Consider the following 25,287-nt stretch of genomic DNA (forward strand, 5'->3'; position numbering starts at 1 on the left):
CTTGCCCACCCCGTGGAGCTGAGCGCGAACCCCCTCGGTTTTTTGTCACAATTGGGCGCATGACGCTTGCAGCCCCCCGCATCCTCCTGGTGGACGACGACCCCAATATCCGCCGCTTTGTGCGGCTGGCCATGGAGGACGAGGGCTGGCAGGTCTTTGAAGCCGACAGCGCGCGGCGCGGCCTGATCGAGGCGGCCAGCCGCCAGCCCGATGCGCTGGTGCTGGACCTGGGCCTGCCCGATGCCGATGGCAAGACGGTGATCACCGAGCTGCGCGGCTGGAGCGGCCTGCCGGTGCTGGTGCTCTCGGCCCGCGACCAAGAGGAGGAAAAGGTGGCTGCGCTGGATGCCGGCGCCGACGACTACCTGAGCAAGCCCTTTGGTGTGCCCGAGCTGCTGGCGCGCCTGCGCGTGATGCTGCGCCGGGGCCAGCGCAGCGGGGGCGACAAGCCCGGCAGCACCGTGCGCTTTGGCGATGTGGAGGTGGACCTGGCCACGCATGAGGTGCGCCAGGCGGGGGCGGCGGTGCATCTGACCCCTATCGAGTTCCGGCTGCTGGCGGCCTTGGTCGCCGGCCAGGGCCGGGTGCTGACCCACCGCCAGCTGCTGCTGCAGGTCTGGGGCCCTGAGTATCTCGACCGGCCCCACTACCTGCGTGTTCACATGGCCAACCTGCGCCAGAAGATCGAGGCCGAGCCGGCCCAGCCCCGGCATCTGCTCACCGAGCTGCAAGTGGGCTACCGCCTGGTGGGGTTACAGGGCTGATGCCCTTATAATCTCGTTCCATCCGAGGAGCGTTGCAGCGTTTCCCAGTCTGGCCACACGCCAGACCACCATGGGGCGTGAGGCTCGGATTTCATCTCGCAACGACGCTCACCCACGCTTTCTGTGCGGTGAGATGGTCTTTCCCCTTCTTCCGCGGAACGTGGTTTTTCATTCAATTTTTGGAGAAAACCATGAACGCTGCTGTTCGTTTCAATCCCGCTGACTCTGCGATTACCGATATTTCCCTGGCCGGCTGGGGCCGCAAGGAAATCAAGATCGCCGAAACCGAAATGCCTGGCCTGATGGCCGTGCGTGAAGAGTTTGCTGCTGCCCAGCCCCTGAAGGGCGCGCGCATCACCGGCTCGCTGCACATGACCATCCAGACCGCCGTGCTGATCGAGACCCTGACGGCCCTGGGTGCCCAAGTGCGCTGGGCATCGTGCAACATCTTCTCGACCCAGGACCACGCCGCTGCTGCCATCGCCGAAACCGGCGTGCCGGTGTACGCGATCAAGGGCGAGTCGCTCAAGGACTACTGGGATTACACCCACGCGATCTTTGAATTCGGCGCCAAGGGAACCGAAGGCGAAGGCCCGAACATGATCCTGGACGATGGCGGCGATGCCACCATGCTGATGCACCTGGGCAAGAAGGCCGAGAAGGACCTGTCCGTGCTGGCCAACCCCGGCAGCGAAGAAGAGAAGATCGTGTTTGCCGCGATCAAGGCCAAGCTGGCAGTGGACGCCACCTGGTACAGCCGCAAGTCGGCCGAGATCATGGGTGTGACCGAAGAGACCACCACCGGCGTGCACCGCCTGAACGAAATGTCGGCCAATGGCTCGCTGCTGTTCCGCGCGATCAATGTGAACGACTCGGTGACCAAGTCCAAGTTTGACAACCTCTACGGCTGCCGCGAATCGCTGGTGGACGGCATCAAGCGCGCCACCGATGTGATGATCGCCGGCAAGGTCGCTGTGGTCGCTGGCTATGGTGACGTGGGCAAGGGCTGCGCCCAGGCACTGTCTGCCCTGCGCGCCCAAGTCTGGGTGACCGAGATCGACCCGATCAACGCACTGCAAGCGTCGATGGAAGGCTACAAGGTTGTGACCATGGAGTACGCTGCTGACAAGTGCGACATCTTCGTGACCACCACCGGCAACAAGGACATCATCCGCCACGAGCACATGATCGCGATGAAGGACGAGGCCATCGTCTGCAATATCGGTCACTTCGACAACGAAATCGATGTCGCATCGATCGAGAAGTACGAGTGGGAAGAGATCAAGCCGCAAGTCGACCACATCACCTTCCCGGACGGCAAGAAGATCATTCTGCTGGCCAAGGGCCGCCTGGTGAACCTGGGTTGCGCCACTGGCCACCCCAGCTTTGTGATGTCCAACTCCTTTGCCAACCAGACCCTGGCGCAGATCGAGCTGTTCGCCCGCCCCGACGCTTACGAAGTTGGCAAGGTCTATGTGCTGCCCAAGATCCTGGACGAGAAGGTCGCCCGTCTGCACCTGAAGAAGGTGGGCGCGCAGCTGACCGAGCTGAGCCAGTCGCAAGCCGACTACATTGGCGTGAAGAAGGAAGGCCCTTACAAGCCTGAAACCTACCGCTACTAATCCAGGAGCCGCTGATACGGCCCCTGATACGTTGTCTCATGGACCGTGGTAGCGCCTCTGGGTGAGCACCTGGTAGGCATTTTTGATGAAGACTGGCTGCTCCGCTTGGCGGGCCCGCCAGTCGTTTTGATTGAAGGAAAGCGCATGCGCGCAGATGTATTGTTGGTGGAAACGGGCCTGGCGTCGACCCGCTCGCAGGCCCAGCGCCTGATTGCGGCCGGTGTGCAGTGGCGCACGACCCCGCTGGCTCCCTGGATCAAGGTGGCCAAGAACGGTGACGAGATCCCGGCAGGCGCCCAGGTGGAGCTGCTCGATGACTCGGAAGCCAAGTACATCTCGCGCGGTGGCCTGAAGCTGGAAGGCGCGTTGGCGGCTACCGGCCTGGTGGTCCAGGACCTGCGTTGCCTGGATGTGGGCCAAAGCACCGGCGGCTTTACCGACTGCCTGCTGCAGGCGGGTGCCCAGCAGGTGATTGGTGTGGACGTGGGTACCGCCCAACTGCACGAACGCCTGCGCGCCGATGACCGCGTGGTTTGCGTGGAAGGCTTCAATGCCCGCGCGCTGACGGCTGAATCCTTGCAGGCGGCCTGTGAGCTGGCGCTGTGCGAGATCGTGGTGGACGAAGAAGACAACGACACCCAGCCCGTCGCCCCCTATGCCTGGATGCGCAATGGCGGCCAGGTGAACGAAGAATACGACGACAGCCAGGACGCCAAAGAGCAGGAGATCGAGGACTTCAAGGCCGAGCGCAGCGCCAAGCAGCGCGCTAAGGCCGAAGGCACGGCCCCCGTGGAGCGCCGCCGCCGCCCTGGCACCGAGAACGTCGATATCCGCCCGGAGTTTGACTTTGTGACCGGCGATCTGTCCTTTATCTCGCTGACCCTGGTGCTGCCAGCGGTGGTGAGCGTGCTCAAGCCCGGCGGCCAGCTGCTGATGCTGGTCAAGCCCCAGTTTGAGCTGCAGCCCGGCCAGATTGGCAAGGGCGGCATTGTGCGCGACAAGGCCTTGTACGTGGAAGTCGAGCAGCGCATCCGCAGCTGCCTGGCGGAGCTGGGCCTGGAGGTCAAGCACTGGTTGGATTCGTCCATTGATGGCGGCGACGGCAACCATGAGTTCTTTGTGCATGCCCAGCAAGGTGCCGTGGTGAAGGTGGCGGCCCCTGCAGCAGCGGATGCCAGCGAAGACGCGCCTGCAGCCCCTGCCAAGAAGGTGGCGGCCAAGCGCCCATCGCGTGCCGACATGCGCGCCAAGCGCGATCTGCAGGAGTTGTATGTCGATCCCGAGGCTGCCAGCTTTGGGCAGCCGGGGCCTGCACGCGGCAAGCAAAAAAAGCGCAATGAACGTTAAGTGTTGACGACTCGGAGACGGTAATGTCCTTCCCCATCAGTTTTGAATTCTTCCCGCCCAAGACGCCTGAAGGCGCAGAGAAGCTGCGCGTGGTGCGCCAGGCGCTGTATGCGCGCAAGCCCCAGTTCTGTTCGGTGACCTATGGGGCGGGTGGCTCCACGCAAGAGGGCACTTTTGGGGTGGTCAAGGCGATCCTGGAAGAGGGCTTCGACGCGGCATCGCACTTCTCTTGCGTGGGTGCCACCAAGCAGACGGTGCGCGCGCAGCTGCAGCAGCTCAAGGACATGGGCGTCAAGCGCCTGGTGGCCTTGCGCGGCGATCTGCCCAGCGGCTATGGCCTGGGCGGTGAGTTCCACTACGCCAGTGATTTGGTGACGTTTATTCGCGACGAATTCGGCAGCGATTTTTACATCGAAGTGGCCGCCTATCCGGAAATGCATCCGCAGGCGCGCAGCCCCGAGGCGGACCTGCAGGCTTTCCTGGCCAAGGTGAAAGCGGGTGCCGATTCGGCCATCACGCAGTACTTTTTCAACGCCGATGCGTTTTGCAAATTTCAAGAAGATTTACAAAAACGCGGTGTAGACCTGCCAGTCATCCCGGGTATTATGCCGATCACCGGATCGACGCAGCTGCTGCGCTTTTCGGATGCCTGTGGCGCCGAGATCCCACGCTGGATTCGTCTGCGACTGCAAGGCTATGGAGATGATGTGGCCAGCATTCGTGCCTTTGGGCTGGATGTTGTGAGCCAGATGTGCGAGGACCTGCGCCGCCGTGGCGCCGTGGGCCTGCACTTCTACACCATGAACCAAAGCGCGGCCACCCTGGCGATCTGCGACCGGCTAGGCCTGTAAACAACGGCCGGCGGGATCTGGCAGCTTGGTGGCCTTGTGTGTGCCCCCAACGCTGAAAGACCCGGGATTTGCTGTTGTCCTCCTCCACACTGTCGCGATGCCGAGCCTGGCTGGCCGCAGTCAGCCTGGCCACGCTGGCGGGCGGCTGCGTGCATGTGCCCAGCGATGCAGAGGGCACGGAGCCAATGCCAACCACCGGTGAGAACCAGCCCTTGGCGGAGCCCAAAGCTCCGTCAGCGCCAGCAGAACGCTCAGCGGCAGAGGCGGCGATTACGTCAACGGCCCCAGAAGAGCTGGCTGCACTCTCGGGCGAGCGCCGAGGCTTGGGCCTGGTGCTGCCACCTTCGGCGCCGCTCAGCAGCATTGATGGCCTGTCCCGCCCCTGGGATGTGCCCGATCTGCCCTCTGAACTCAAGCAAGATCCCTACCGTTCAGCCGACCAGCAGGGCATGGCTTCCTGGTATGGCGGCCAGTTCCATGGCCGCAAGACCGCCAATGGCGAGCGTTTTGACAAAGGCGGTCTGACGGCAGCCCACAAAACCCTGCCGTTTGGCACCCAGGTCTGCGTGCGCAGCATGGTCACCGGCAAAGCGGTGGTTGTGCGTATCAATGACCGTGGGCCATATGCCGGCGACCGCATCATTGACCTGAGCCAGGGCGCGGCCCAGGAGCTGGGCATGCTGGGCCTGGGCATCAAGCCTGTGGAGCTGTGGACCTTGGAAGACGATGACGACGACTGCCCCTCGTTTGTGCTGGCCGGGCGGCGCGGCAGCGGCGCGCTGGCGGGTGATGCGGCCCGCAGCCAGGCGCCTGCTAAAGCCGCAGCGCAGCGCCATGGCCGTACGCGTGCCGTACTGCCCGCCAACAAGGCCCGGGCCAAGGCTGCACCTGCAGCGCGGCGCAAGAAATAAAACGCCCGCCATTCCAGGTCCATATACGCAAAAACGCAGGCACCGGGCCTGCGTTTTGTTGTTTTGTCGTTATGCGGGGTGTGAGGCCCGAAGCGCGCCTCAAACCGCCTGAGCCGCTTACTTGCCGCCGCTCTCCAGCACATAGCCGGCATTGCTGTCTTGCTGCATCAGCTCGGCCATCTGCGGCAGGGCGATCTTGAGCTGGTCCTTCAAGGTGAAGGGCGGGTTGATCAGGAACATGCCGCTGGCAGGCAGGCCGGGGCGCTTCTCTTCGCCCTGTCGCATGGCGGTGGTGATCTTGCTGTTCTTGACCGTCAGCTCGGCATTGAGCCAGCTCTTGCCGGCCTTGTTGGCCAGGGTTTTCAGGCGGCGCGGCAGGTCATGCGCTTCCTGGCGCGGAATGATCGGGTACCAGACCGCATAGGTGCCGGTGGGGAAGCGCAGCAGGCTGTCGGCCACCATGTCGATGACGCGGCCGTAGTCGGTCTTCATCTCGTAGCTCGGGTCGCAGAGCAAAAAGGCGCGGCGCGATGGCGGGGGCAGGAATTTCTTGATGCCTTCAAAGCCGTCTTCCAGCAGCACCTGGATTTGGCGGCCCGCCTTCAGCTGCGCAATGTTGCCGCTCAGCGAGCGGCAGTCGGTGGGATGCAGCTCAAACAGCTTGAGCTTGTCGCGGTCGCCCAGCAGGCGCTGCGCAATAAAGGGCGAGCCCGGGTAGACCTTGTAGGTGCTGCTGGTGTTGAAGGCCTTGACCATGTCCACATAGTCTTGCAGCAAGGGGCACAGGTCCTTGGCACCTTCAAGGCGGCGAATGCCCTCATCGGCCTCGGCGCTGGTGGTGGCGTAGTCGCCGTCCAGGCGGTACAGGCCCGCCCCGGCATGGGTATCCAGTGCAACCAATGCCGCCTCTTTTTGCGTCATGTATTGCAGGGTGGCAATCAGGATGGTGTGCTTGAGCACATCGGCGTGATTGCCGGCATGGAAGGCGTGGCGGTAACTGAACATAGGGCGCCAATGGTAGCGATATGCGCCACGCTACGGCGCCAAAGGGGCATGCAGCAGCTGCTACAGGCCCCAAAAACACCAAAAAAATGTCGGAGCCGAGCCCTTTTAGGGAATGTAAGGAGGCACTTTACGTCTTGCCGAAAAACTTTTATAATGGAGAGCTTCGCAGCGATTTTTATGAATCCCGCGGCGAGGACTTTGCGTGCAGTGCCCAGGTGCTGCATGTGAGGGAGTACCGCCTAAGAGGCTTCCTGCGCGACGAGAGTTGCGTCTAGAAGAAGCACCGACCGCGGAAAAGGATTCGCCAAACCCTCTAGAAAGAGAAAACTCATGTCTACATTCAGCGCAAAACCCGCTGAGGTGCAACACGAGTGGTTTGTGATTGACGCCACCGATAAGGTGCTCGGACGTGTCGCCAGCGAAGTGGCACTCCGTCTGCGCGGCAAACACAAAGCCATTTACACACCTCACGTTGACACCGGTGACTACATCGTCATCATCAACGCCTCCAAGATCAAGGTCACTGGTACCAAGAACACGGACAAGGTGTACTACCGTCATTCGGGCTTCCCAGGCGGCATCACTGCCACCAACTTCCGCGACATGCAAGTGAAGTTCCCTGGCCGTGCTCTCGAAAAGGCTGTCAAGGGCATGCTGCCCAAGGGTCCTCTGGGCTACGCCATGATCAAGAAGCTGAAGGTCTACGGTGGTGATGAGCATCCTCACACCGCCCAACAGCCTAAAGTGCTGGAAATCTAAGGAGTCCCGAGATGATTGGTGATTGGAACAATGGCACCGGCCGTCGCAAATCCAGCGTCGCCCGTGTGTTTCTGAAGAAGGGCTCCGGCAAGATTGTTGTGAATGGCAAAGACATTCAACAATATTTCGGCCGCGAAACCTCGATCATGATTGCAAAGCAGCCCCTGGTGTTGACCGGCAATGTCGAAACTTTCGACATCCAGATCAATGTCCACGGCGGCGGTGAATCCGGCCAAGCCGGTGCAGCCCGCCACGGCATCACCCGCGCTCTGATCGATTACGACGCAACGCTGAAGCCACAACTGAGCCAAGCCGGCTTTGTGACCCGCGATGCCCGTGAAGTCGAGCGTAAGAAGGTCGGTCTGCACTCTGCACGCCGCGCCAAGCAGTTCTCCAAGCGTTAATCGCTGGGCAACTTGCCAAGAACCGCCCCTCGGGGCGGTTTTTTTATGGGCGTGAGAACGTGTTTACGATCTCTACGCAGCCGCGTTGGAGTGCAATCGGGATGAGTTCGAAGGGCTGGTTCGCAGCTTGCACTAGGGTGCAAGCAAGAGCCAGCGCGAAGAAATCGCCCGATTTCACTCCAACCCGTAGGGACAGGGGTTTTGCGGGTGCCCGACTAGGGCCGCCCGGGCAGGGGTGGTCTGCGGCGTTGCAGCGCTTGCCAATATGCGCACTGGGCCTAGCACTCCATCCCGCAAAACCGCTGTCGCGGCGCGAGGAGATCGTAAACACGTTCTCTGAGGGTATTCCCACACTGCAATTGGCGTCACCCAGCCTAAAGGCTGCGAAAAGCAGGCGATTGGAGTACCATTCTTTGCAGTACATCAAATAAGACAGGAGTCGTCTCCCATGAGCGCAATTGCTGAAAACACCATGACTGAAATGCCCACCCCGATTGTCTTTACCGACAGCGCTGCGGCCAAGGTGGCCGATCTGATCGCCGAAGAAGGCAATCCGGATCTGAAGCTGCGCGTGTTCGTGCAAGGCGGCGGCTGCTCCGGCTTCCAGTACGGCTTTACCTTTGACGAGATCGCCAACGAAGACGACACGACCATGACCAAGAATGGCGTGTCGTTGCTGATCGATGCGATGAGCTACCAATACCTGCTGGGTGCCGAGATCGACTACAAGGAAGACCTGCAAGGCGCGCAGTTCGTGATCAAGAACCCGAACGCCTCCACCACCTGCGGTTGCGGATCGAGCTTCTCGGTTTAAACCCAGATCCACGGTGATGGAAGGCCCAGCTCCCCTGCTCGCCTTCTGGCCCCTCTCCTTGCCACAAGCCGCTGTTCATCAGCGGCTTTTGTTTTGCCCATGTCTGCACCTCTCATTCCCCCATTAGCACCGGGTTTGCCACCCGCCCCGATGGCGCCCCATAAGGAGCGCCTGCTGTGGCTGGTGGCGATTGCGTTTTTTCTGCAGTCGCTCGATGCCACGATCCTGAACATTGCGCTGCCGTCGATGGCGAAATCGCTGGGGCAAAGCCCGCTGAAGATGCAGTCGGTGATCGTTGCCTATTCGCTCACCACCGCGATGCTGATTCCGGCCTCCGGCTGGATTGCCGATCGCTTTGGCACGCGCCGGGTGTTCATGTGGGCGATTGCGCTATTCGTGCTGGGCTCGGTGCTCTGCGCGCTCTCGCACAGCCTGGGCTTTTTGATTGCCGCACGGGTGGTGCAGGGCGTGGGCGGCGCGATGATGCTGCCAGTCGGGCGCCTGGCGGTGCTGCGGAGCCACCCCAAGGGAGATTTCATCCGCGCGATGAGCTTTATCGCCATCCCCGGCCAGATCGGCCCCTTGCTGGGTCCGACCCTGGGCGGCTGGCTGGTGGAGGTCGCCACCTGGAACTGGATCTTCTGGATCAATGTGCCGGTGGGTTTGTTTGGCGTCTGGGCCGCGCGCCGCTGGATGCCGGAGACCACCTGGTCGGTGCCGCGCAAGTTTGATGGCCTGGGCTATGCACTGCTGTCATTCGGCATGGTGGCCATTTCGGTGGCCTTGGATGGCATGTCTGGCATGGGCCTGGGCATGGCGATGGTGGTGGTGCTGATGGTGTTTGGCCTGGCCAGCCTGGCCAGCTATTGGATGCATGCGCTGCGCGTGCCCGAGCCGCTGTTTCCGCCGATGCTGTTCCGGGTGCGCTCGCTGCGTGTGGGCCTGTTGGGCAATTTGTTTGCCCGTTTTGGCACGGGTGCTGCGCCGTTTTTGATTCCACTGCTGTTGCAGGTGGGCCTGGGCATGCCGCCTATGGATGCCGGCATGATGATGCTAGCCACCGTCATGGGCAGCATGCTGGTCAAGCGCTTTGCGGTGCAGACGGTGCAGTACTTTGGCTACCGCCGCGTGCTGCAGGTCAACTCGGTGATGGTGGCGCTGATGCTTGCCAGCTTTGCGTTGACCAGTGCCAGCCAGCCGCCCTGGATGCTGCTGCTGCAGCTGTTTGTGTTTGGCGGCTTCAACTCCATGCAGTTCTCAGCGATGAACTCCGTCACCCTGAAGGACCTGGATGGCGAGTTCGCCAGCAGCGGCAACAGCCTCTTGTCGATGGTGCAGATGCTCGCCATGGGCATTGGCGTGGCGCTGGCTGGCGCGCTGCTGTCCGGCTATGCCGACCGCTGGATCACCGACCCGGACAAATCATTGCGCGCCATCCATGCCACGTTTTTGACGGTGGCCTTGATGACCCTGGCCGCGACCCTGGTCTTCAGCCAGCTCGACAAGGATGAGCCGGTCAAGCCCGCGCCGGATGGCGGGGATGCTTAACGGCTAGCGCGGATAGATAGCGCCCAGCACCCTGGCTCCGCGCGCACCAGTCACCGCCGGCAGGTTACCCGGCAGGCCTTGCCAGCACTGGCGGGCCAGCCAGGCGAAGGCGCTGGCCTCTACCTGCTGAGGAGGCAGGCCGTGCTTGGCTGAGCTGTCTACCGCCACGCCGGGCAGCAGATCGGCCAAGCGCTGCATCAGGTGCGCGTTGAGCGCGCCGCCACCGCAAACAATCAAGGTCTGACCCTCGGTAGCGCCATGGCGCTGCATATCTTGCGCAATCGCCAGCGCAGTGAAGGCGGCAAGGCTGGCCTGCACATCGGCGGGCTCCGCGCCAGGCGCATGGCGGTCCAGCATGGTGGCCAGCCAAGTGGGGTTGAACAGGTCACGACCGGTGCTCTTGGGGGGTGGTAGCTGGAAAAAGGGCTCTTCCATGCAGGCGGCCAGCAAGGCCGGAATCACCTGGCCGCTGGCTGCCCAGCGGCCGCCATCGTCATAGGGGTTGCCGGTGTTCAGCTGGCACCAGTGGTCCATCAAGGCATTGCCGGGGCCGCAGTCCCAGCCGCGGATGTCGTCGCCATCGAGGCGGCTGATGTTGGAGATGCCACCGATATTGAGCACCCAGCGCAGGCCGTCCGCACCGCCAAACACGCTGTGGTGGAAGGCGGGCACCAGCGGCGCACCCTGGCCGCCGGCAGCCAGGTCGCGGCTGCGGAAATCGGCCACCACGGCGATGCCGCTCAGCTCGGCCAACAGCGCGGGGTTGTTGAGCTGCAAGGTGTAGCCGGTGCCATCCCAGAGGCCTGGCTGGTGGCGCACCGTCTGGCCATGGGCGCCAATGGCGGCAATGTCGGCTGGCTGCAGCTGGCTGCGCGCCAGAAGGCGGTCGACCACCTGGGCGTAGCCGCGGGCCAGCGCATTGCCGGCCAGTGCTGCGCGGTGCAGCTCTTGCTCGCCCGCGCTGTTCAGTGCCAGCAGCTCCTCCCGCAATGCGGGATCAAAACCGGTGCTGGCGTACTGCAGCACCTCCATGCGGCCATCCTGCCACTGGGCAATCACACCATCCACACCGTCCAGCGAGGTGCCGGACATCAGGCCAATAAAGCGTTCGGTCATCGTTGTTCAGGCTGAAAAAGCAAAGGCCCCAACAATAGCAAGATTGTGGGGGCCTGGGGGCGATGGCCGCGCTTGTTACGCGCTGCCGTGCTGCTGGATTACTGGTTGGCGCTGGTTTCCAGCATCAGCATCTGGTCATTCAAAGCCAGGCGCATGCTATTGGCTAGGTTGTCGAACCGGGCGCGGGCCTGGCGGCTGATCGGCTTGCTGGTTTCGCTCTCGGCCACCATGGCCAGCGGGTCACGCTGCTCACCGGCAACGCGGAACTCAAAGTGCAGGTGCGGGCCGGTGGCCCAGCCGGTCTGGCCAACGGCACCGATCTCGTCGCCCTTGCCCACGCGTGCACCTTGCTTGACGGCGATGCGGCTCAGGTGGGCGTAGACGGTTTCGTGCTTGTTGCCATGGTCGATGTAGATCACATTGCCGTAGCCGTTTTGCACGCCGGCAAAGGTTACCAGGCCATCGCCGACGGTACGCACGGGCGTGCCTTGCGGGGCAGCCAGGTCGGTACCCTTGTGGGCCGACCAGGTCTTGTGGATGGGGTGGACGCGCATCGCAAATGCGCTGGAGACGCGCGTGTACTTGACCGGCGAGCCAATGTAGCTGCGCTCGCCGCTTTCGCCGGCGAAGTTGAAGTAGGCGCCCTTGTCCTTGGGCGAATCCTGGAACCACATGGCTTCATGGGTCTTGCCGTTATTGCGGAACTCGGCGCTCAGCAGGCGGCCGGTTCCCAGCACTTCGCCATCGGCTTCCAGGGTTTCGTAGACCAGCGAGAAGCGGTCACCAGCGCGCAGCGCACGGCGGAAATCAATCTTGTCGGCAAAGATCTCAACCATCTGGTTGGAGACGTTGTCGGGCAGGCTGGCTGCATCGGTGGCTGCATACAGCGAGCTGCGGATGATGCCGCCCGACAGGCGCGTGCCATGGGTCAGCGGCAGGAACTCGGTCAAGGTGTCGAACTTGCCATCGGCCTTGCGGATGCTGAAGCGCTGGAACACATCGCTGCTGTCACCGGCCCAGCGCACCGTGAGGGTGGTCAGCTCGTGGCTGGAGGTGGTCTCTGCGGTGACCTGGCGGCCAGATTTGCCGATGATGGCGCTGCGTGCCTTGGCATTGCTGCGGATATAGGCCGCCGCTGCCGGATCGGCTACACCCAGGCGGCGCAGCAGGGACTCAGGCGTGTCGTTGCTGCGCACCTCGTCGGTGCGGTACAAAGAAAAACCTGGTCCGTCGACCAGGTCCGCGATTGAAATATCGGATGCCAGCGACTCGACCGGGTATTCCACGGTCTGCACAGGCATGTCAGAGGGGTTGGGGCCCAGCTCAGCAACAGCAAAAGCTGCGCCGCCGCCTGTCATCAGCATGACGGCGAGGGCAGCAGCGAGGCGCTTGGGGTGAGCTTGGGCGGTTTTGACCAGCTGGCGAATGACGAGATTGCCTGCGGTGATAAATCCGTTGTTCAATGTTCCATCCCGGTTATGGATTGGCCTCTTGCCGGCTGCGTATACGGAGCCCAAAACAAACCGCGTCTGCAGGCGCGGTAGGTGTTTTTTAACAAGATGGCACAAATAAAACTTCAGGTGCAGCGCTTGCGGATCTGGATGAAGTCCCCTTGGGACATCGTCTGACAGACGCGGCTAGAATAAAACGCTGCAACGCAAGGGCTGGAGTATAACGCCCTCGGCTTTGCTGGCAACCTGAGAAACCCCATATGAATCAATCGACTGTTACAACTTACCCTGTTACCGACCGTGTGCAAGAGGCTTTGCAGGTAAGTCTGCGTGGGGTGGATGAGCTGCTGCCACAGGAAGAATGGGTCAAAAAACTGGCCAAATCCGAGGCCACCGGCGTGCCATTGCGCATCAAGCTGGGCCTCGATCCCACCGCCCCGGATATCCACATTGGCCATACGGTGGTGCTCAACAAGATGCGCCAACTGCAGGACCTGGGCCACACCGTGATCTTCCTGATCGGCGACTTCACCACCTTGATTGGCGACCCCTCGGGCCGCAACAGCACCCGCCCGCCGCTGACGGCCGCGCAGATCCAGGTGAATGCCGAGACCTATAAAGAGCAGGCCTACAAGGTGCTGGACCCGAGCAAGACCGAGCTGCGCTACAACAGCGAGTGGTGCGACAAGCTGGGTGCGCGGGGCATGATCGAGCTGTCGGCCAAGTACACCGTGGCGCGGATGATGGAGCGCAATGACTTCCATACCCGTTTCCACGAAGGCAGCTCCATCAGCCTGCATGAGTTTCTGTACCCGCTGCTGCAGGGCTATGACTCGGTGGCGCTCAAGAGCGACCTGGAGCTGGGCGGCACCGACCAGAAGTTCAACCTGATGATGGGCCGCCATCTGCAGGCCGAATACGGCCAGGAATCGCAGTGCGTGCTGACCATGCCGCTGTTGGTGGGCCTGGACGGCGTGCACAAGATGTCCAAGTCCAAGAACAACTACATCGGCATCACCGAAGACGCCAACACCATGTTTGCCAAGGTGCTGTCGATCTCGGACGACCTGATGTGGGACTGGTTCACCCTGCTGTCCTTCATGGGCCTGCCGGAAATCGCCGCGCTGAAGCTGGAGATCGAAGGCGGCCGCAACCCCAAGGACGCCAAGGTGCTGCTGGCCAAGGAAATCACTGCGCGCTTCCACAGCGCGGCGGCAGCCGATGCGGCCGAGCAGGATTTCATGAACCGCAGCAAGGGCGGCATCCCCGACGACATCCCTGAAGTCGCGCTGAACGGCGCGCCGCTGGGCATTGGCGCCTTGCTCAAGCAGGCCAACCTGGCCCCTTCCAGCAGCGAGGCCAACCGCCTGATCGACGGCGGCGGTGTGCGTGTGGATGGCGTGGTGATCGAGGACAAGGGCCTGAAGCTGCCCGCCGGCACCTTTGTCGTGCAAGTGGGCAAGCGCAAGTTTGCCCGGGTCACCTTGGCGTAAAGCTGCCCGGGTGCCCGCGTAAAGCTGGGTCTGCCGGGCTGGTCATGCCAGCCTGGCTGTTCTATAAATGAGCCGCTTCCATTTTTGGACGCGGCTCTTTTTCTTTGAACAGGTTCTTAGAACCCCCATGTCATCGCTGCTGGCAAGCGCCAGCCCAGCACGGAAAGCCCAGATCATGCACAACAACAAACGCCAAGCTTGGTGGGCAGTCGCCCTGGTCATGGGCCTGCCCGCCGCAGCCCACGCGCGCGCCAGCACCCAGCCCGTTGCCGCCAGCTGCCCAGCCGCAGTACCGGCAGATGCCAAGTGCTTTAGCGCGGCCATGCCCTCGGGCGCGCAGGTGATGGCCATCCTGCCGGCGGGCTGGCAGGCCGCGCAAGGGGTGGCCGTGATGCATGCCCACGGGGGTCCCAGCCTGGGCAAGGCCAGCCTCAAGCGGGTGGAGGAGGACGCCACCCGCTGGGCGGTGATGCCCGCCAGCGGTTATGCCTGGGCAGGGACCAGCTACCAGCGCGGCGGCTATGGCGTGACCATGTCGGCAGACGATATGGAGGAGCTGCGCCACTGGTTTGTGCAGCGCTTTGGCCAGCCTCGCCGCATGGTGCTGCATGGCCAAAGCTATGGTGGCGGCGTGGCATCGGTGGCGGCAGAGCGCTATGGCCGCCAGCCGGTGGGGCCTTCAGGACGCCCCGCTTTTGATGGGGTGCTGCTGACCAGCGGGGTGCTGGGCGGTGGGGTCGATGCCTATACGATGCGGCTGGATCTGCGCGCGGTCTACCAGTTCTACTGCCAAAACCACCCCTTGCCGAGCGAGCCGCAGTACCCGCTGTGGCAAGGCCTGCCCGCTGGCAACAAGATGACCCGCGCCGACCTGGAGCGCCGGGTGCATGACTGCACCGGCATCGACAAACCTGCGGCTGAACGTAGCCCCGAGCAGACGCGGCGCCTGCAAGGCATTCTGGCAGCGGTGCCCGTGACCGAGAAAAGCCTGAATAGCCACCTGAACTGGGCGACCTTTCTGTTCCGCGACCTGACCCAGCTGCGCCTGGGCAACCGCAACCCCTTTGACAACAGCCGCACCGTCTACCGGGGCGTGGATGCGCAAGCGCAGCAGCAGCTGAACGCCGGCGTGCTGCGCTATTCTGCCGATCCGCAAGCGGTGGGCCAGCTGCTGGCCGACAGCCGCCCCACCGGCCGCACCCAACTACCCACTGTCACTTTGCGCGGCATCCGCGACCAGACGGCCTTTGTCGAGCTGGCGGGCAGCTACCAGCAGATCCGCGAAGCAGCAGGTACCGCTGATAGCCTTGTGCAGGCCTACACCAGCGAAGCCGGCCACAGCTACCTGAGCGATCCGGAATACCGCGCCGCCATGGCCGGCCTGCTGGACTGGATCGACAAGGGTGACAAACCCACGCCGCAGAAGCTGGCCGAGCGCTGTGCCCAGCAAGCCAGCCGCCCGGCAGTGGCGCAAGAGGGCAAGAGCAGCAGCAACACCGGCTGCCATATCGAGCCGGATTACCAGCCCCAGCCGCTGAGCAGCCGGGTGCCCGGGCCGCGTCTTTAAGGGTGACGGGCCAGGCAGGTTTGCGGGCTTAGAGTCGCTAACACGACCCAGCAAACCGAAGGTTTGCGTTTGAGACTAGGCGTCCCCGACTAGGCGTCGAGCCGCAGGCAGTACTCTAGTACGACAAGGCTCGGCGCGGCCAGCTCGGCAACGACGTATCAAGGGTTGTGTTAGCGACTCTTACTGCAGCTCTATCTTGGCCTGGGTCGCAATCCGCTTCCACAGTGCGATCTCATCGGCCTGGAACTTGCGCATCTGCGCCGGGCCGCCGCTCATCGCAGTGGCGCCCAGGTTGGCGTAGAACTGCTGGGTTTCGGGTTCCACCGCAATCTGCATAAACCAGCCCGCCAGCTTGGCGCTGATGTCCTCCGGCGTCTTGCTGCTGACCATGGCGCCGACCCAGGTGTAGGCCTCGATGCCGGGCAGCCCCGCTTCGCGGGCGGTGGGCACATTGGGGAGCGCCGCCACGCGGCTGTCTGAGGCAACGGCCAGGCCGGTCAGGCGACCGGCCTTGATCAGCTCCTGCACCGAGGTAGCCTCGGCAAAGGCGTAATCCACCGTGTGGCCTGCGACGGCGGTAGCGACCTCGCCCGCGCCCTTGAAGGGCACATGCACGGTCTGCACCTTGGCCACATCGTTGAACAGCTCGCCCATCAGCTGGTAACCGGCCGAGCCCGCGCCAAAGTTGATCTTGCCGGGGCTGGCCTGGGCCTTGGCCACCAGGTCCTTGAGCTGCTTGGTATCGGCGTCACCCGGCGCCACCACCACGGCGGGCGCGCGCATCATCATCGTCAGCGGGGTGAAGTCCTTTTGCGGGTCATAGGGCAGTGCTTTGAACAGCGCCGTGTTCACCGCCAAGGTGGAGTTGCTGCCGATAAACACTGTGTAGCCATCGGCGGGCGCTGCCAGGGTCTGCTTGACCGCAATAAAGCCATTGCCACCCGGCCGGTTCTCCACCACCACTGGCTGGCCGATCAGCATCTGCAGCTTTTTGGCGTAGTAGCGTGCCGACGTATCGGTGCCGCTACCCGGCCCAAAGGGCACGATGAATTTGAGCGGCTTGCTGGGAAAGTCCTGGGCCAGCAGCGCCGGGCTGGCAGCGCAGCCGAGCAGCGCCGCACACAGCGCCAGCGCCCGCCGGCGGCCAAAGCGAGGGTTAAACATAGCTGTCTCCTTGTGTCGTTATAGGTGGCTGCCTGTACGTGTTACACGCGCAGGCAGCCGCTTTGACTGTAGGGAGGGTGGTCTGCCTTGTCTAATAGTGAATTGGCCGAGGCTGAGAGGGAGAGCGTATCAGCCGGCGCTCACCCCGCTAGGCATCAGCCGCCAGTGGTATCGCCGATGGCTGTGCGCGTCGCCGCAGCCTGCAGCTGCAGCCAGGCGCAAAAGGCGGTGACTTCGGGGCGCTGCTGGCTGCGTGGGCCGATGATCAGCCAGTAGGCGAGGGGGGAATCCATGCGGAACTCGGGCAGTACCTCGACCAGGTCGCCGCTGGCCAGGGCATCTGCTACCAGCGGCATGCGCGCCAGCGCCAGGCCCTGGCCGGTCAGGGCGGCCTGCGCGATCTGGTGGGCGTAGTTGAGGTAGAGCCAGCGCTTGGGCTGCAGATTGCCGCAGCCGTGCAGCTCCAGCCAGCGCTCCCAGGTCAGCCAGTCCAGGTGCTGCAGGCGGTGGGCGTCGCCTGCTTCAATCAAGGTATGGCGGGCCACATCGGCCGGTTGGCTGATGCGCGGGTGGCTTTGCAGCAGCCAGGGGCTGGCGACCACGGCCAGTTGCTCGCCAAACAGGCGCTGCGCATGGGCGGTGGCGTGTTGGGGCAGGCTGTAGCGCAGGGCCAGGTCTACATCCGAGGTTTCCAGGTCGAGCACGTTGTCGGTGGCATCGATGCGGATGTCGATCTCGGGGTTGTCGCGCTGGAAGGCCTCCATGCGCGGGATCAGCCACATCGACGCAAAGCTGGCCCAGGTGGTAATCGCCACGCTTTTGCGGCCGCTGGTCTGGCGGATCAGGCGCACGGCGGAGTCGATACGCTCTACGGCCGGCGATACCGCGCGCTGCAACTGGGCGCCAGCGCTGGTCAGCTCCACCGCACGGGTATGGCGCAGAAAGAGCGCAATGCCGACCTCATCCTCCAGCGCCTGGATCTGGCGGCTGACGGCGGACTGGGTCAGCGCCAGCTCTTCGGCGGCGGCGCGAAAGTTCAGGTAGCGGGCTACCGCCAGAAAAGCGCGCAGATGGCCGACGGCGATGGGCCGGGTGCGGAGCAGGGAGGGCGGCAGAGGCAGGTCTGGCATGGTGGAGGCACTGTAGCAAGAAGTACACAGGGCGCCAGGGTGTATGCCCGGGCAGGCCAACCATCATGCTCCTGCTTCGATAGCTGGCGCTGGCTCTGGGTGGTGCTGGCGGTGCAGAAAGCCTTAAACCTAGGGTTAACCATTAATGCCCGGCATGCATCGATCAGTGCTGTTTTATTCATTGGACGCTGTGCCCGTGGAAGCGCAAGATACGCATATCGGGTAAACCCTAGGATCATCTGGATTCCAAGGGGCCCGCAAAGGAAATCACCATGGCAATGTCTGCATCTCATGTTTTGTCCGCTGGATCCATCGCTGTACGCCCTGCGCGTGCCAGCCGCGCTGCATCGGCCAATGCCGAGATGCGCATTCTGCCCAGCGGCAAGGCCATCAGCTTTGTGCCCCAGCGCGATGTCGTGCTGCGCGTCTCCGAAGGCACTGCCTGGGTCACCCTGGGCCTGGGTCTGAGCAACGAAGCCAGCCTGCAAGCCGGTGATCTGGTGCTGCATGCCGGTCACACGGTTGTTCTGAAGGCCGGGCAATCGGTTGTCATCGAGAGCAAGCGCCAGGCTCCGCTGGTCTACCACTTCCCCAAGAACCAAGGCGGCCAGCCCAACCTGGACGAGCAGCCTGCACGCTGGTTCACGCGCTTCCAGTGGGGTAAGACCGACGGCAGCATGTTCTACAACATCTAAGTTCTGCGCCTTCTCCAGCAACAGCCTGCCCCGTGCAGGCTGTTTTTTTGTCTGAAGGTGGTGGCGCCCCTGCAGGCCCAGACCTGGGAGAGCGCGCGATAATCGCTAGGTTTTGTCTTTTAGAGGCGGTGCCCGGCACCGCTTCGCTGAATCACCATGACCGCTCCACTCGACATCATCATCATGGCCGCCGGCAAGGGCACGCGCATGAAAAGCCGCCACCCCAAGGTGCTGCAAAAGCTGGCCGGGCGTCCCTTGCTGCAGCATGTGCTGGATACGGCAGCCCAGCTGCAGGCCCGCTCGGCGGTGGTGGTGACCGGCCATGGTGCTGACCAGGTGGAGGCGGCCATTGGCCAGAGCAGCGCCGGCATCATTCAGCTGGCCTTTGCGCGCCAGGAGCCGCAACTGGGCACCGGCCACGCTGTGCAGCAGGCGGTGCCGCTGCTGGGCGACGATGGCATGGCGATTGTGCTGTCCGGCGATGTGCCGCTGACGCAGGCCAGCAGCTTGCAGGCTTTGCTGGATGCAGCGGGCAGCGACGGCATGGCGCTGTTGACCGTGAAACTGCCCGACCCCAGCGGCTACGGCCGCATTGTGCGCAATGCCGAAGGCACCGTGCAGCGCATCGTCGAGCAAAAGGATGCGAATGCGGATGAGCGCGCGATCACCGAGATCTACAGCGGCATCATGGCTGTGCCAGTACGCCGGCTCAAGCCCTGGTTGGCCCGGCTGAACAACCACAACGCCCAGGGCGAGTACTACCTGACCGACATCGTCGCCATGGCCGTTGCCGATGGCCTGGCCGTGGAAGGCCATTGCATCACGGATGCCTTGCAGGTCGCGGGCATCAACAGCCCCCAGCAGTTGGCCGAGCTGGAGCGCGCCCACCAGATGCGCCAGGCCCAGGCGCTGATGGCCGAGGGCGTGCGCATGGCCGACCCGGCCCGTTTTGACCTGCGCGACGATGCCCGTGGCGGCAAGGCGCAGCTGCTGTGTGGGCAGGATGTGGAGATCGACGTGGGCTGCATCTTTGGCGGCCAGGTGCGCATTGGTGATGGCGCGCGCATTGGCGCTTACTGCCATATCAGCAATGCCGAGATCGCGGCCGATGCGGTCATCCACCCTTTCACCCATATCGATGGCGAGGCCGCTGGCGCCCAGGTAGGCGAGGGCGCGCTGGTCGGACCGTTTGCGCGCCTGCGCCCCGGTGCCCAGCTGGGCAAGCAGGTACACATCGGCAATTTTGTCGAGGTCAAGAACTCGCGTCTGGCCGATGGCGCCAAGGCCAACCACCTGGCCTACCTGGGCGATGCCGAAGTGGGCGAGCGGGTCAACTACGGCGCGGGCAGCATTACGGCCAACTATGACGGCGCCAACAAGCACCGCACCGTCATCGAAGCCGATGTGCATGTGGGCAGCAACTGCGTGCTGGTGGCCCCCGTGACCATTGGCGCCGGCGGCACCGTGGGCGGTGGCTCCACCATCACCAAGAGCACGCCGCCGGGCGCCTTGAGCGTGGCGCGCGGCAAGCAAGTCAGCATTGCGAACTGGGACCGGCCGCAGAAGAAAAGCTAAGCCTGCCGAGCAACCTTAGAAATCCACCGATGCCGACACCACAAAGGTGCGCGGCACCATCGGCGATACCGCGCCCCAGGATGTGACCCCCGCCCAGGCATTGCGGTTGGCCAGGTTCTGCACGGTCGCGCGCAAGGTGGTTTTGCGGTCGGCGATGCGCGTGGTGTAGCGCAGGCCCAGGTCGGCGCGGGTCCAGGCGGGAATGCGCAGCTGGTTGGCCTGGTCGGCAAACTGGGCGCCGGTGTAGGCCAGGTCGCCAATCAGGCTCAGGCCCTGCAGGGCGGGCACATCCCATTCCACCCCCACATTGGCCAGCAGGCGCGAGGTGCCGATGGGCCGGTTGCCCACCAGCGCGGCCGTGGCGGCGCGGGTGATTTCCGGCTTCAGCACCGTCAGGCCGCCGAGCAGGCGCAGGCCCTTGGCCGCCTCGCCATAGGCATACAGTTCCATGCCCAGGTTGCGCTGCTCGCCATTGCTTTGGTAGACGCCCTGGTTCAGCCCACCACTGGGCTTTTCAATGCTGAACAGCGCAGCGGTGGCCATAAAGCTGCCCAGGTCGTACTTGCTGCCGATCTCGTACTGGCGGCTCTTGTAAGGCCGCAGCACCTCGCCATAGTTGCTGGCCGAAGGTGGCGCAATATCGCCCTTGCTCAGCCCTTCGATGTAGTTGGCATAGAGCGACCAGTTCGGCGCCTGGCGCCAGACCACGCCCAGCGCAGGCGTGGTGACCCTCTCGTCATAGACATTGGCCGTCGCCCCGCTCACGGCGTTGAAATTGGTCGACTTGATCATCTGGTGGCGCAGACCCAGAGATAGCTGCAAGCGGTCGTCCAGCAGCGCAAGCGTGTCGACCAGTGCCAGGCTGGTGTTGCGGTTGTCATGGATGCGGGGGATATCGCTGGGCCGCGCTATGGTTTGCGGGCTATGGGCGATGGGCGCATAGATGTTGGACTGGATGCTGCTGCCCGCTTGCAGCGCGCGGTGGAACTCCTCGCGGTAGCTGGCCAGCTGCAAGGTGACCGAGTGCTTGACACCCGCCAGCGCAAAGCGCGAGCGCAGGCCGGCGTCGATGGTGCTGCGGTCCACATCGAACACTGCATAGGTGGGGGTGCTGCTGGTGGCACCGGAGGCTGAGGTCAGGCGCGGTGCAGAGTCGTAGAGGCGGTCCACATCGGCGCGCGACTGGCCCACATTGGCAAACACGGTGAGCTGCTCGGTCACATCGAACTCGGTGCGCAGCAGCACGGCGCGCTCGCGGTTGTCCGACCATTCCCAGGCCTGTGAGGCATTGCGTTTGCCGCTGGGGGCGGCCGGCAGTGCGCTGAGCCCGCTGGGCATGATGGGCCGGCCCACACCGTCGATGCGCTCGTCCTGCGACAGGATATCGAGCGTCGCGCGGAACTGCGCCACTTCGTAATCCAGCGCCAGGGCCAGCACATGGCCATTGCTGCGCTGATGGTCCACCACCGTATCGCCCTGGTACTTGCTGGCATTGATGCGGATGCCGTACTGGCCCTCATCGCCAAAGCGCCGGCCCACATCGGCATGGCTGTTCCAGAGGCTGTCGGAGCTATGGCCCACGGTCAGCCTGGCCACCTCTTCATTCGCGCGCTTGGGGGCGATGTTGATGACGCCGCCCACCGAGCCATTGGGCGACATGCCAAACAGCAGCGCGCCGGGGCCCTTGATGACCTCGATGCGGTCCACATACTCGGTGCGCACCCGGTAGTTGGGGGCAATGCCGTAGATGCCGTCAAAGGCGATTTCGCCGGAGTTGCCTTCCCAGATCGGAAAGCCCCGGATATAGAGGTTGTCCACATTGCCGCCGGGCAGCACGGTGTAGCGTACCGAGGGGTCGCGGTTCACCGCCTCTGCAATCGTGCTGGCCTGCTGGTCGCGCACCGCCTGCGCTGTGTAGCTGGTGGTGCTGAAGGGCGCATCCATATTGCTGGTATTGCCCAGCACGCCCAGGCGCACGCCCTTGGCCACCTGGCCGCCGGCATAGGGCGCTGGCAGCAGGTTGACGTACTGGTCGCCAGCGGACACGGTGACCACGGGCAGGGTGTGGTCCTGCGCAGGGGCGGGGGCTGGCGCGGGAATGCGCTCCAGGGTCAAGGTGCCGCCCGTGATGCGCCCTTGCAGGCCACTGCCCTGCAGCAGCTGGGCCAGGCCTTGCTGCAGCTCATAGCGGCCGCTGAGCGCCTGCGACTGCCGGCCTTGCACCAGCTCGGAGGCATAGGTCAGCTGCAGGCCAGCCTGGCGTGCAAACTGGCTCAAGGCGGTAGCCAGCGGCTGGGCGGGTAGCTCCAGCGACAGGCTCTGGGCAGCAGCCAGCTGCAGCTGCAGACCCAGGCTTAGCGCGGCGCAGGCACGGGCAAGCGCAGAGCGGCGGCGCAAGGTGGACGAGGCGGATGAAAAAACAGAAGACGCAGGGGCGAGAGACATAAAGGCTTTCAGCAAGAGCGAAGGGGATGGCCAAAGACCGTGGCCTGCGGGCCATACCGGTCTTCTGAAAGCAAATACGAGCGAAGCCGCAAAACCCTGAAAAAAAGATGCTCAGCCCTTGCGCTGGCTGATCTGCAGGCCGCCATCGGCCTGGGTCTGGACCTGCACCGGTGCCAACTGCGGCAGGCTGCGCAGCCAGCGCTCGGCCTGCACGATGCGCACATGGCCGCTGATCGGCAACTGTGCGGCCCCCGCATCGATCTGCAGCTTGCGCGTGCTGTAGCGGCCCAGGCGTTCAATCACCTGGCCCAGCGGCTGCTGGTCAAAGGCCAGCTCGCCCTCGCGCCAAACGGCAGGCCTGGGCTGGGCCTGCACCTGCCAGGCGGCTGCGCTATTGCCCAGCGGCACTTGCAGCGATTGCTGGCCTTCCAGCACGATCTGTTGCTGGCTGCCCTGCTGCTCTACCCGCACCTGGCCCGATTCGACCTGCACCAGCACGCTGTCAGGCGCCAGCTCCACGCCAAAGCGGGTGCCCAGCACGCTGATGCGCACGGTGTCGGCCTGCACCACAAAGGGCCGGCTGGTATCGCGCGCCACGCTGAAGAAGGCGGCGCCGGCCAAAAGCTCGGCCTCGCGGATGCCGGCGCGGTAGCGCAGCGCCACATGGCTGGCGGCATCAATGCGCAGTTGGCTGCCATCGGGCAAATCCAGGCTGCGCTGCATGCCGGTGCCGCTGGCGAGACTGCCTTGCCACAGCAGGCGCTGCTGCCACATCTGCCAGGCGGGCCAGCCCGCAGCGGCCATGCCCGCCACACCCAGCAAGGCACCCAGCGCACCCCTGCGCCGGCGCCGGGCTGCCGCTTGCTGCGCGCCATCGGCATCGCCGCGCCAGCGCAGCAGGGCGGCCTCCAGGCAGGCATCGGCCTGCATCAGGTCGCGCTCCACGGTGTTCAGCGATACCTGCAGGCTCTGCGCAATCTGTGCATGGGTCTGGCCCTGCAGGCGGTGGGCCAGCAGGGCGGCTTGCATGCGCTCGGGCAGATCGGTGATCACCTGCGCCACCAGATCCAGCGCCTGGCGGTACATGGCCTGGTCGGCGACATCGCTGGAGCTGGGCGGCTGCAGTTGCTCCCAATCCTGCAGGCTGCGCTGCTGCACGCCGCGCTGGCGCAAATGGTCCAGCGCCAGGTGCTTGGCGGTGGCAAACAGGTAGGCACGGGCCGCTTCCTGGGTCGCAGCGCTGCCATCGGGCAGCTGGGCGGGCGCGGCGGCCAGGCGCAACCAGGTCTCTTGCACCAGGTCATGGGCCTCGTCGCGGCTGCCAGTCTTGCCGGTCAGGTAGGCCAGCAGCTGTGGCTGGTGGCTGCAAAAAAGGGCATGCCAGCGCTGGGCGCTCCAGGGGGCAAGAGAGGATGGCATGGCGGCAAGGGTTTGAAAACGAGAATGACTATCATTCTAGTTTTTCTGCCTTGGCCATGCCCGCGCGAGGGCAGGTGGGTTCAGAGGGCCGGGGCTGCAGCCGGGCCAGGCATGCTGGCCAGCTCGGCCAGGTGCGCGGCGGAGATGGGTTCCAGCTCGGCATAGCTGCCGTAGCTGCGGGGAGCACCTCGTGCCTGCTCCAGTGCGGCTTCTGCCTGGTGGATCCAGTCGTCCACCGTCTGGTGGTACTTGGCCAGGCTGGCGATGCCGATGCTGACGCTGATCTGCACATCGGGCCAGTCGCGCAGGCGGCGGTTGAGCGCCTGGCTATGGATGCGGTCGGCAATCTGGTTGGCGATGTCCAGGTTCACACCGGACAGCAGCACGGCAAAGGAATCGCCACCAAAGCGGCAGGTGGCGTCACCCGGGCGCACGCAGGTGCGCAAGGTGTTGGCCACGGCAATGATGACCTCGTCGCCAGCGGTATCGCCATGGCGGCTGTTGAGCTCGCGGAAGTTATCCACATCCACGACGATCAGGAAGGCGGGAATGTCCTTTTGCTTGGCATAGGCGAACAAGCGGGTCGCCAGATCCTGCCAGTACATGCGGCCAAAAAAGCCGGTCATCGCATCCACGCGGCGCATCACCATCAGCATTTGCTCTTTGTGGGCCAGGCTGCGCAGCAGGTGGCCGGTGGCAATGCCTTGCATCGTCAGGTACACAGCCACCGCCAGCAGGCTGCCGACAATGGTCCAGCTGCTGGTGCTGTGCTGAACGTCAAACGAGGTGAGTAGCCCCGTGACGGCCACGCCCGCAACGGCACCCACAACGGCCAGCATGGCATGGCGCACGCTCTGCATGGCATAGGTGCAGTGGATCAGCACCATCAGCATGAGGGCACTGGCCAGCAAATGGAAGTGGACGAGGGCAACCCAGACGCCGATGACCAAGCCGTCGACAAAGGACAGGATCACATCGTTGACATCCGATCCACCGGTGCGGCGGGTGCGGGAGCGGGCCAGCAGGGGCCAGGCCAGCAAAGGCAGCGCCACTGCCAGCCAAACCGGCCAGGAGGCATTGCGCTGCCATAGCGCGCCTGCAGCGGCCAGCGCACAGGACGCCAGAAAAACCATGCGGCCCCAGTCACTGCGTTGCTGGCTGCTGTCCATTTTGCTATGCACCATATAGAGCCTCTCTTGCCCGATGA

The 25,287-nt window shown here is 63.9% G+C and carries 21 protein-coding genes and 1 riboswitch; of the genes, 13 read left to right on the forward strand and 8 right to left on the reverse strand.

From position 1 onward, the window contains the following. Nucleotides 1-59 precede the first annotated feature (59 nt). The 5 genes from HS961_RS05715 to HS961_RS05735 all read left to right on the forward strand — a co-directional run bounded on the left by HS961_RS05715 (nt 60) and on the right by HS961_RS05735 (nt 5,495). On the forward strand, nt 60-764 hold the full coding sequence (locus HS961_RS05715) for a response regulator (protein ID WP_182326786.1): 705 nt from the start codon (nt 60-62) through the stop codon (nt 762-764). 18 nt (nt 765-782) lie between these two features. Beyond that, nucleotides 783-881: riboswitch (S-adenosyl-L-homocysteine riboswitch) on the forward strand. Between the two features lie 74 nt (nt 882-955). Beyond that, nucleotides 956-2,386, forward strand: a complete 1,431-nt coding sequence (gene ahcY / locus HS961_RS05720; protein ID WP_182326787.1) for an adenosylhomocysteinase — start codon at nt 956-958, stop codon at nt 2,384-2,386. A 144-nt stretch (nt 2,387-2,530) separates the two neighbouring features. Next, nucleotides 2,531-3,733 carry a TlyA family RNA methyltransferase gene (locus HS961_RS05725; protein WP_182326788.1) on the forward strand — a complete coding sequence of 401 codons (1,203 nt, stop codon included), beginning with the start codon at nt 2,531-2,533 and terminating at the stop codon, nt 3,731-3,733. A gap of 23 nt (nt 3,734-3,756) precedes the next feature. Further along, a complete protein-coding gene (gene metF / locus HS961_RS05730; protein WP_182326789.1) occupies nt 3,757-4,584 on the forward strand; it encodes a methylenetetrahydrofolate reductase [NAD(P)H] in 828 nt (275 codons plus the stop codon). 74 nt (nt 4,585-4,658) lie between these two features. Continuing rightward, complete coding sequence (locus tag HS961_RS05735) at nt 4,659-5,495, forward strand: septal ring lytic transglycosylase RlpA family protein (RefSeq protein ID WP_238347804.1); 837 nt, start codon at nt 4,659-4,661, stop codon at nt 5,493-5,495. 117 nt (nt 5,496-5,612) lie between these two features. Here HS961_RS05735 and HS961_RS05740 read toward each other — a convergent pair whose 3' ends face one another. Next, nucleotides 5,613-6,500 carry a 23S rRNA (adenine(2030)-N(6))-methyltransferase RlmJ gene (locus HS961_RS05740; RefSeq protein WP_182326790.1) on the reverse strand — a complete coding sequence of 296 codons (888 nt, stop codon included), beginning with the start codon at nt 6,498-6,500 and terminating at the stop codon, nt 5,613-5,615. A gap of 330 nt (nt 6,501-6,830) precedes the next feature. On the opposite strand from HS961_RS05740, the gene rplM reads away from it, so the two are divergent. From rplM to mdtD, 4 genes are all read left to right on the forward strand, one after another. After that, nucleotides 6,831-7,259 carry a 50S ribosomal protein L13 gene (gene rplM, locus HS961_RS05745; RefSeq protein ID WP_021026901.1) on the forward strand — a complete coding sequence of 143 codons (429 nt, stop codon included), beginning with the start codon at nt 6,831-6,833 and terminating at the stop codon, nt 7,257-7,259. Between the two features lie 11 nt (nt 7,260-7,270). Then, nucleotides 7,271-7,663, forward strand: coding sequence for a 30S ribosomal protein S9 (gene rpsI, locus HS961_RS05750; protein WP_182326791.1), 393 nt, complete (start codon nt 7,271-7,273; stop codon nt 7,661-7,663). A 448-nt stretch (nt 7,664-8,111) separates the two neighbouring features. Beyond that, nucleotides 8,112-8,477 carry an iron-sulfur cluster insertion protein ErpA gene (gene erpA / locus HS961_RS05755; protein WP_182326792.1) on the forward strand — a complete coding sequence of 122 codons (366 nt, stop codon included), beginning with the start codon at nt 8,112-8,114 and terminating at the stop codon, nt 8,475-8,477. A 93-nt stretch (nt 8,478-8,570) separates the two neighbouring features. After that, on the forward strand, nt 8,571-10,025 hold the full coding sequence (mdtD, locus tag HS961_RS05760; RefSeq protein ID WP_412101630.1) for a multidrug transporter subunit MdtD: 1,455 nt from the start codon (nt 8,571-8,573) through the stop codon (nt 10,023-10,025). A gap of 3 nt (nt 10,026-10,028) precedes the next feature. Here mdtD and HS961_RS05765 read toward each other — a convergent pair whose 3' ends face one another. Both HS961_RS05765 and HS961_RS05770 read right to left on the reverse strand, forming a co-directional pair. After that, on the reverse strand, nt 10,029-11,141 hold the full coding sequence (locus tag HS961_RS05765; protein WP_182326794.1) for an anhydro-N-acetylmuramic acid kinase: 1,113 nt from the start codon (nt 11,139-11,141) through the stop codon (nt 10,029-10,031). Between the two features lie 98 nt (nt 11,142-11,239). Then, a complete protein-coding gene (locus HS961_RS05770) occupies nt 11,240-12,604 on the reverse strand; it encodes a M23 family metallopeptidase (protein WP_182326795.1) in 1,365 nt (454 codons plus the stop codon). 248 nt (nt 12,605-12,852) lie between these two features. Between HS961_RS05770 and tyrS the strand changes: the two genes are divergently transcribed. After that, nucleotides 12,853-14,085, forward strand: coding sequence for a tyrosine--tRNA ligase (gene tyrS / locus HS961_RS05775; protein WP_182326796.1), 1,233 nt, complete (start codon nt 12,853-12,855; stop codon nt 14,083-14,085). 175 nt (nt 14,086-14,260) lie between these two features. Continuing rightward, the gene (locus HS961_RS05780; RefSeq protein WP_182326797.1) at nt 14,261-15,652 is read left to right on the forward strand and encodes a hypothetical protein; all 1,392 of its coding nucleotides are present in this window, start codon (nt 14,261-14,263) and stop codon (nt 15,650-15,652) included. Between the two features lie 180 nt (nt 15,653-15,832). Here HS961_RS05780 and HS961_RS05785 read toward each other — a convergent pair whose 3' ends face one another. Both HS961_RS05785 and HS961_RS05790 read right to left on the reverse strand, forming a co-directional pair. Next, entirely contained in the window at nt 15,833-16,816 is a 984-nt protein-coding gene (locus tag HS961_RS05785) for a Bug family tripartite tricarboxylate transporter substrate binding protein (RefSeq protein ID WP_182326798.1), read from the reverse strand. 155 nt (nt 16,817-16,971) lie between these two features. Next, nucleotides 16,972-17,946, reverse strand: a complete 975-nt coding sequence (locus HS961_RS05790; protein ID WP_182326799.1) for a LysR substrate-binding domain-containing protein — start codon at nt 17,944-17,946, stop codon at nt 16,972-16,974. A 272-nt stretch (nt 17,947-18,218) separates the two neighbouring features. Here HS961_RS05790 and HS961_RS05795 point away from each other — a divergent pair, with 272 nt between their 5' ends. Next, nucleotides 18,219-18,641, forward strand: a complete 423-nt coding sequence (locus tag HS961_RS05795) for a DUF2917 domain-containing protein (RefSeq protein ID WP_182326800.1) — start codon at nt 18,219-18,221, stop codon at nt 18,639-18,641. 156 nt (nt 18,642-18,797) lie between these two features. Continuing rightward, on the forward strand, nt 18,798-20,216 hold the full coding sequence (glmU, locus tag HS961_RS05800) for a bifunctional UDP-N-acetylglucosamine diphosphorylase/glucosamine-1-phosphate N-acetyltransferase GlmU (RefSeq protein WP_182326801.1): 1,419 nt from the start codon (nt 18,798-18,800) through the stop codon (nt 20,214-20,216). Between the two features lie 15 nt (nt 20,217-20,231). Here the strand turns inward: glmU and HS961_RS05805 are convergent, their stop codons facing one another. The 3 genes from HS961_RS05805 to HS961_RS05815 form a co-directional block, all read right to left on the reverse strand. After that, nucleotides 20,232-22,661: a TonB-dependent receptor gene (locus HS961_RS05805; RefSeq protein ID WP_182326802.1), complete on the reverse strand. Its 2,430-nt coding sequence runs from the start codon at nt 22,659-22,661 to the stop codon at nt 20,232-20,234. 111 nt (nt 22,662-22,772) lie between these two features. Beyond that, entirely contained in the window at nt 22,773-24,080 is a 1,308-nt protein-coding gene (locus HS961_RS05810) for a sigma-70 family RNA polymerase sigma factor (RefSeq protein WP_182326803.1), read from the reverse strand. 80 nt (nt 24,081-24,160) lie between these two features. Then, a complete protein-coding gene (locus HS961_RS05815) occupies nt 24,161-25,264 on the reverse strand; it encodes a GGDEF domain-containing protein (protein ID WP_182326804.1) in 1,104 nt (367 codons plus the stop codon). Between the last annotated feature and the right edge of the window lie 23 nt (nt 25,265-25,287).

It is taken from the genome of Comamonas piscis, assembly GCF_014109725.1.
Lineage (GTDB): Bacteria > Pseudomonadota > Gammaproteobacteria > Burkholderiales > Burkholderiaceae_C > Comamonas > Comamonas piscis.

Bases quoted from the DNA above. Each gene is read 5' to 3' on its own strand.
- HS961_RS05725 (WP_182326788.1), top strand. From the start codon at position 2,531: ATGCGCGCAGATGTATTGTTGGTGGAAACGGGCCTGGCGTCGACCCGC.
- HS961_RS05765 (WP_182326794.1), bottom strand. From the start codon at position 11,141: ATGACCGAACGCTTTATTGGCCTGATGTCCGGCACCTCGCTGGACGGT.
- rplM (WP_021026901.1), top strand. From the start codon at position 6,831: ATGTCTACATTCAGCGCAAAACCCGCTGAGGTGCAACACGAGTGGTTT.
- tyrS (WP_182326796.1), top strand. From the start codon at position 12,853: ATGAATCAATCGACTGTTACAACTTACCCTGTTACCGACCGTGTGCAA.
- erpA (WP_182326792.1), top strand. From the start codon at position 8,112: ATGAGCGCAATTGCTGAAAACACCATGACTGAAATGCCCACCCCGATT.
- rpsI (WP_182326791.1), top strand. From the start codon at position 7,271: ATGATTGGTGATTGGAACAATGGCACCGGCCGTCGCAAATCCAGCGTC.
- HS961_RS05740 (WP_182326790.1), bottom strand. From the start codon at position 6,500: ATGTTCAGTTACCGCCACGCCTTCCATGCCGGCAATCACGCCGATGTG.
- HS961_RS05815 (WP_182326804.1), bottom strand. From the start codon at position 25,264: ATGGTGCATAGCAAAATGGACAGCAGCCAGCAACGCAGTGACTGGGGC.
- glmU (WP_182326801.1), top strand. From the start codon at position 18,798: ATGACCGCTCCACTCGACATCATCATCATGGCCGCCGGCAAGGGCACG.
- HS961_RS05785 (WP_182326798.1), bottom strand. From the start codon at position 16,816: ATGTTTAACCCTCGCTTTGGCCGCCGGCGGGCGCTGGCGCTGTGTGCG.
- HS961_RS05805 (WP_182326802.1), bottom strand. From the start codon at position 22,661: ATGTCTCTCGCCCCTGCGTCTTCTGTTTTTTCATCCGCCTCGTCCACC.
- HS961_RS05715 (WP_182326786.1), top strand. From the start codon at position 60: ATGACGCTTGCAGCCCCCCGCATCCTCCTGGTGGACGACGACCCCAAT.
- HS961_RS05780 (WP_182326797.1), top strand. From the start codon at position 14,261: ATGCACAACAACAAACGCCAAGCTTGGTGGGCAGTCGCCCTGGTCATG.
- ahcY (WP_182326787.1), top strand. From the start codon at position 956: ATGAACGCTGCTGTTCGTTTCAATCCCGCTGACTCTGCGATTACCGAT.
- metF (WP_182326789.1), top strand. From the start codon at position 3,757: ATGTCCTTCCCCATCAGTTTTGAATTCTTCCCGCCCAAGACGCCTGAA.
- HS961_RS05795 (WP_182326800.1), top strand. From the start codon at position 18,219: ATGGCAATGTCTGCATCTCATGTTTTGTCCGCTGGATCCATCGCTGTA.
- HS961_RS05810 (WP_182326803.1), bottom strand. From the start codon at position 24,080: ATGCCATCCTCTCTTGCCCCCTGGAGCGCCCAGCGCTGGCATGCCCTT.
- HS961_RS05790 (WP_182326799.1), bottom strand. From the start codon at position 17,946: ATGCCAGACCTGCCTCTGCCGCCCTCCCTGCTCCGCACCCGGCCCATC.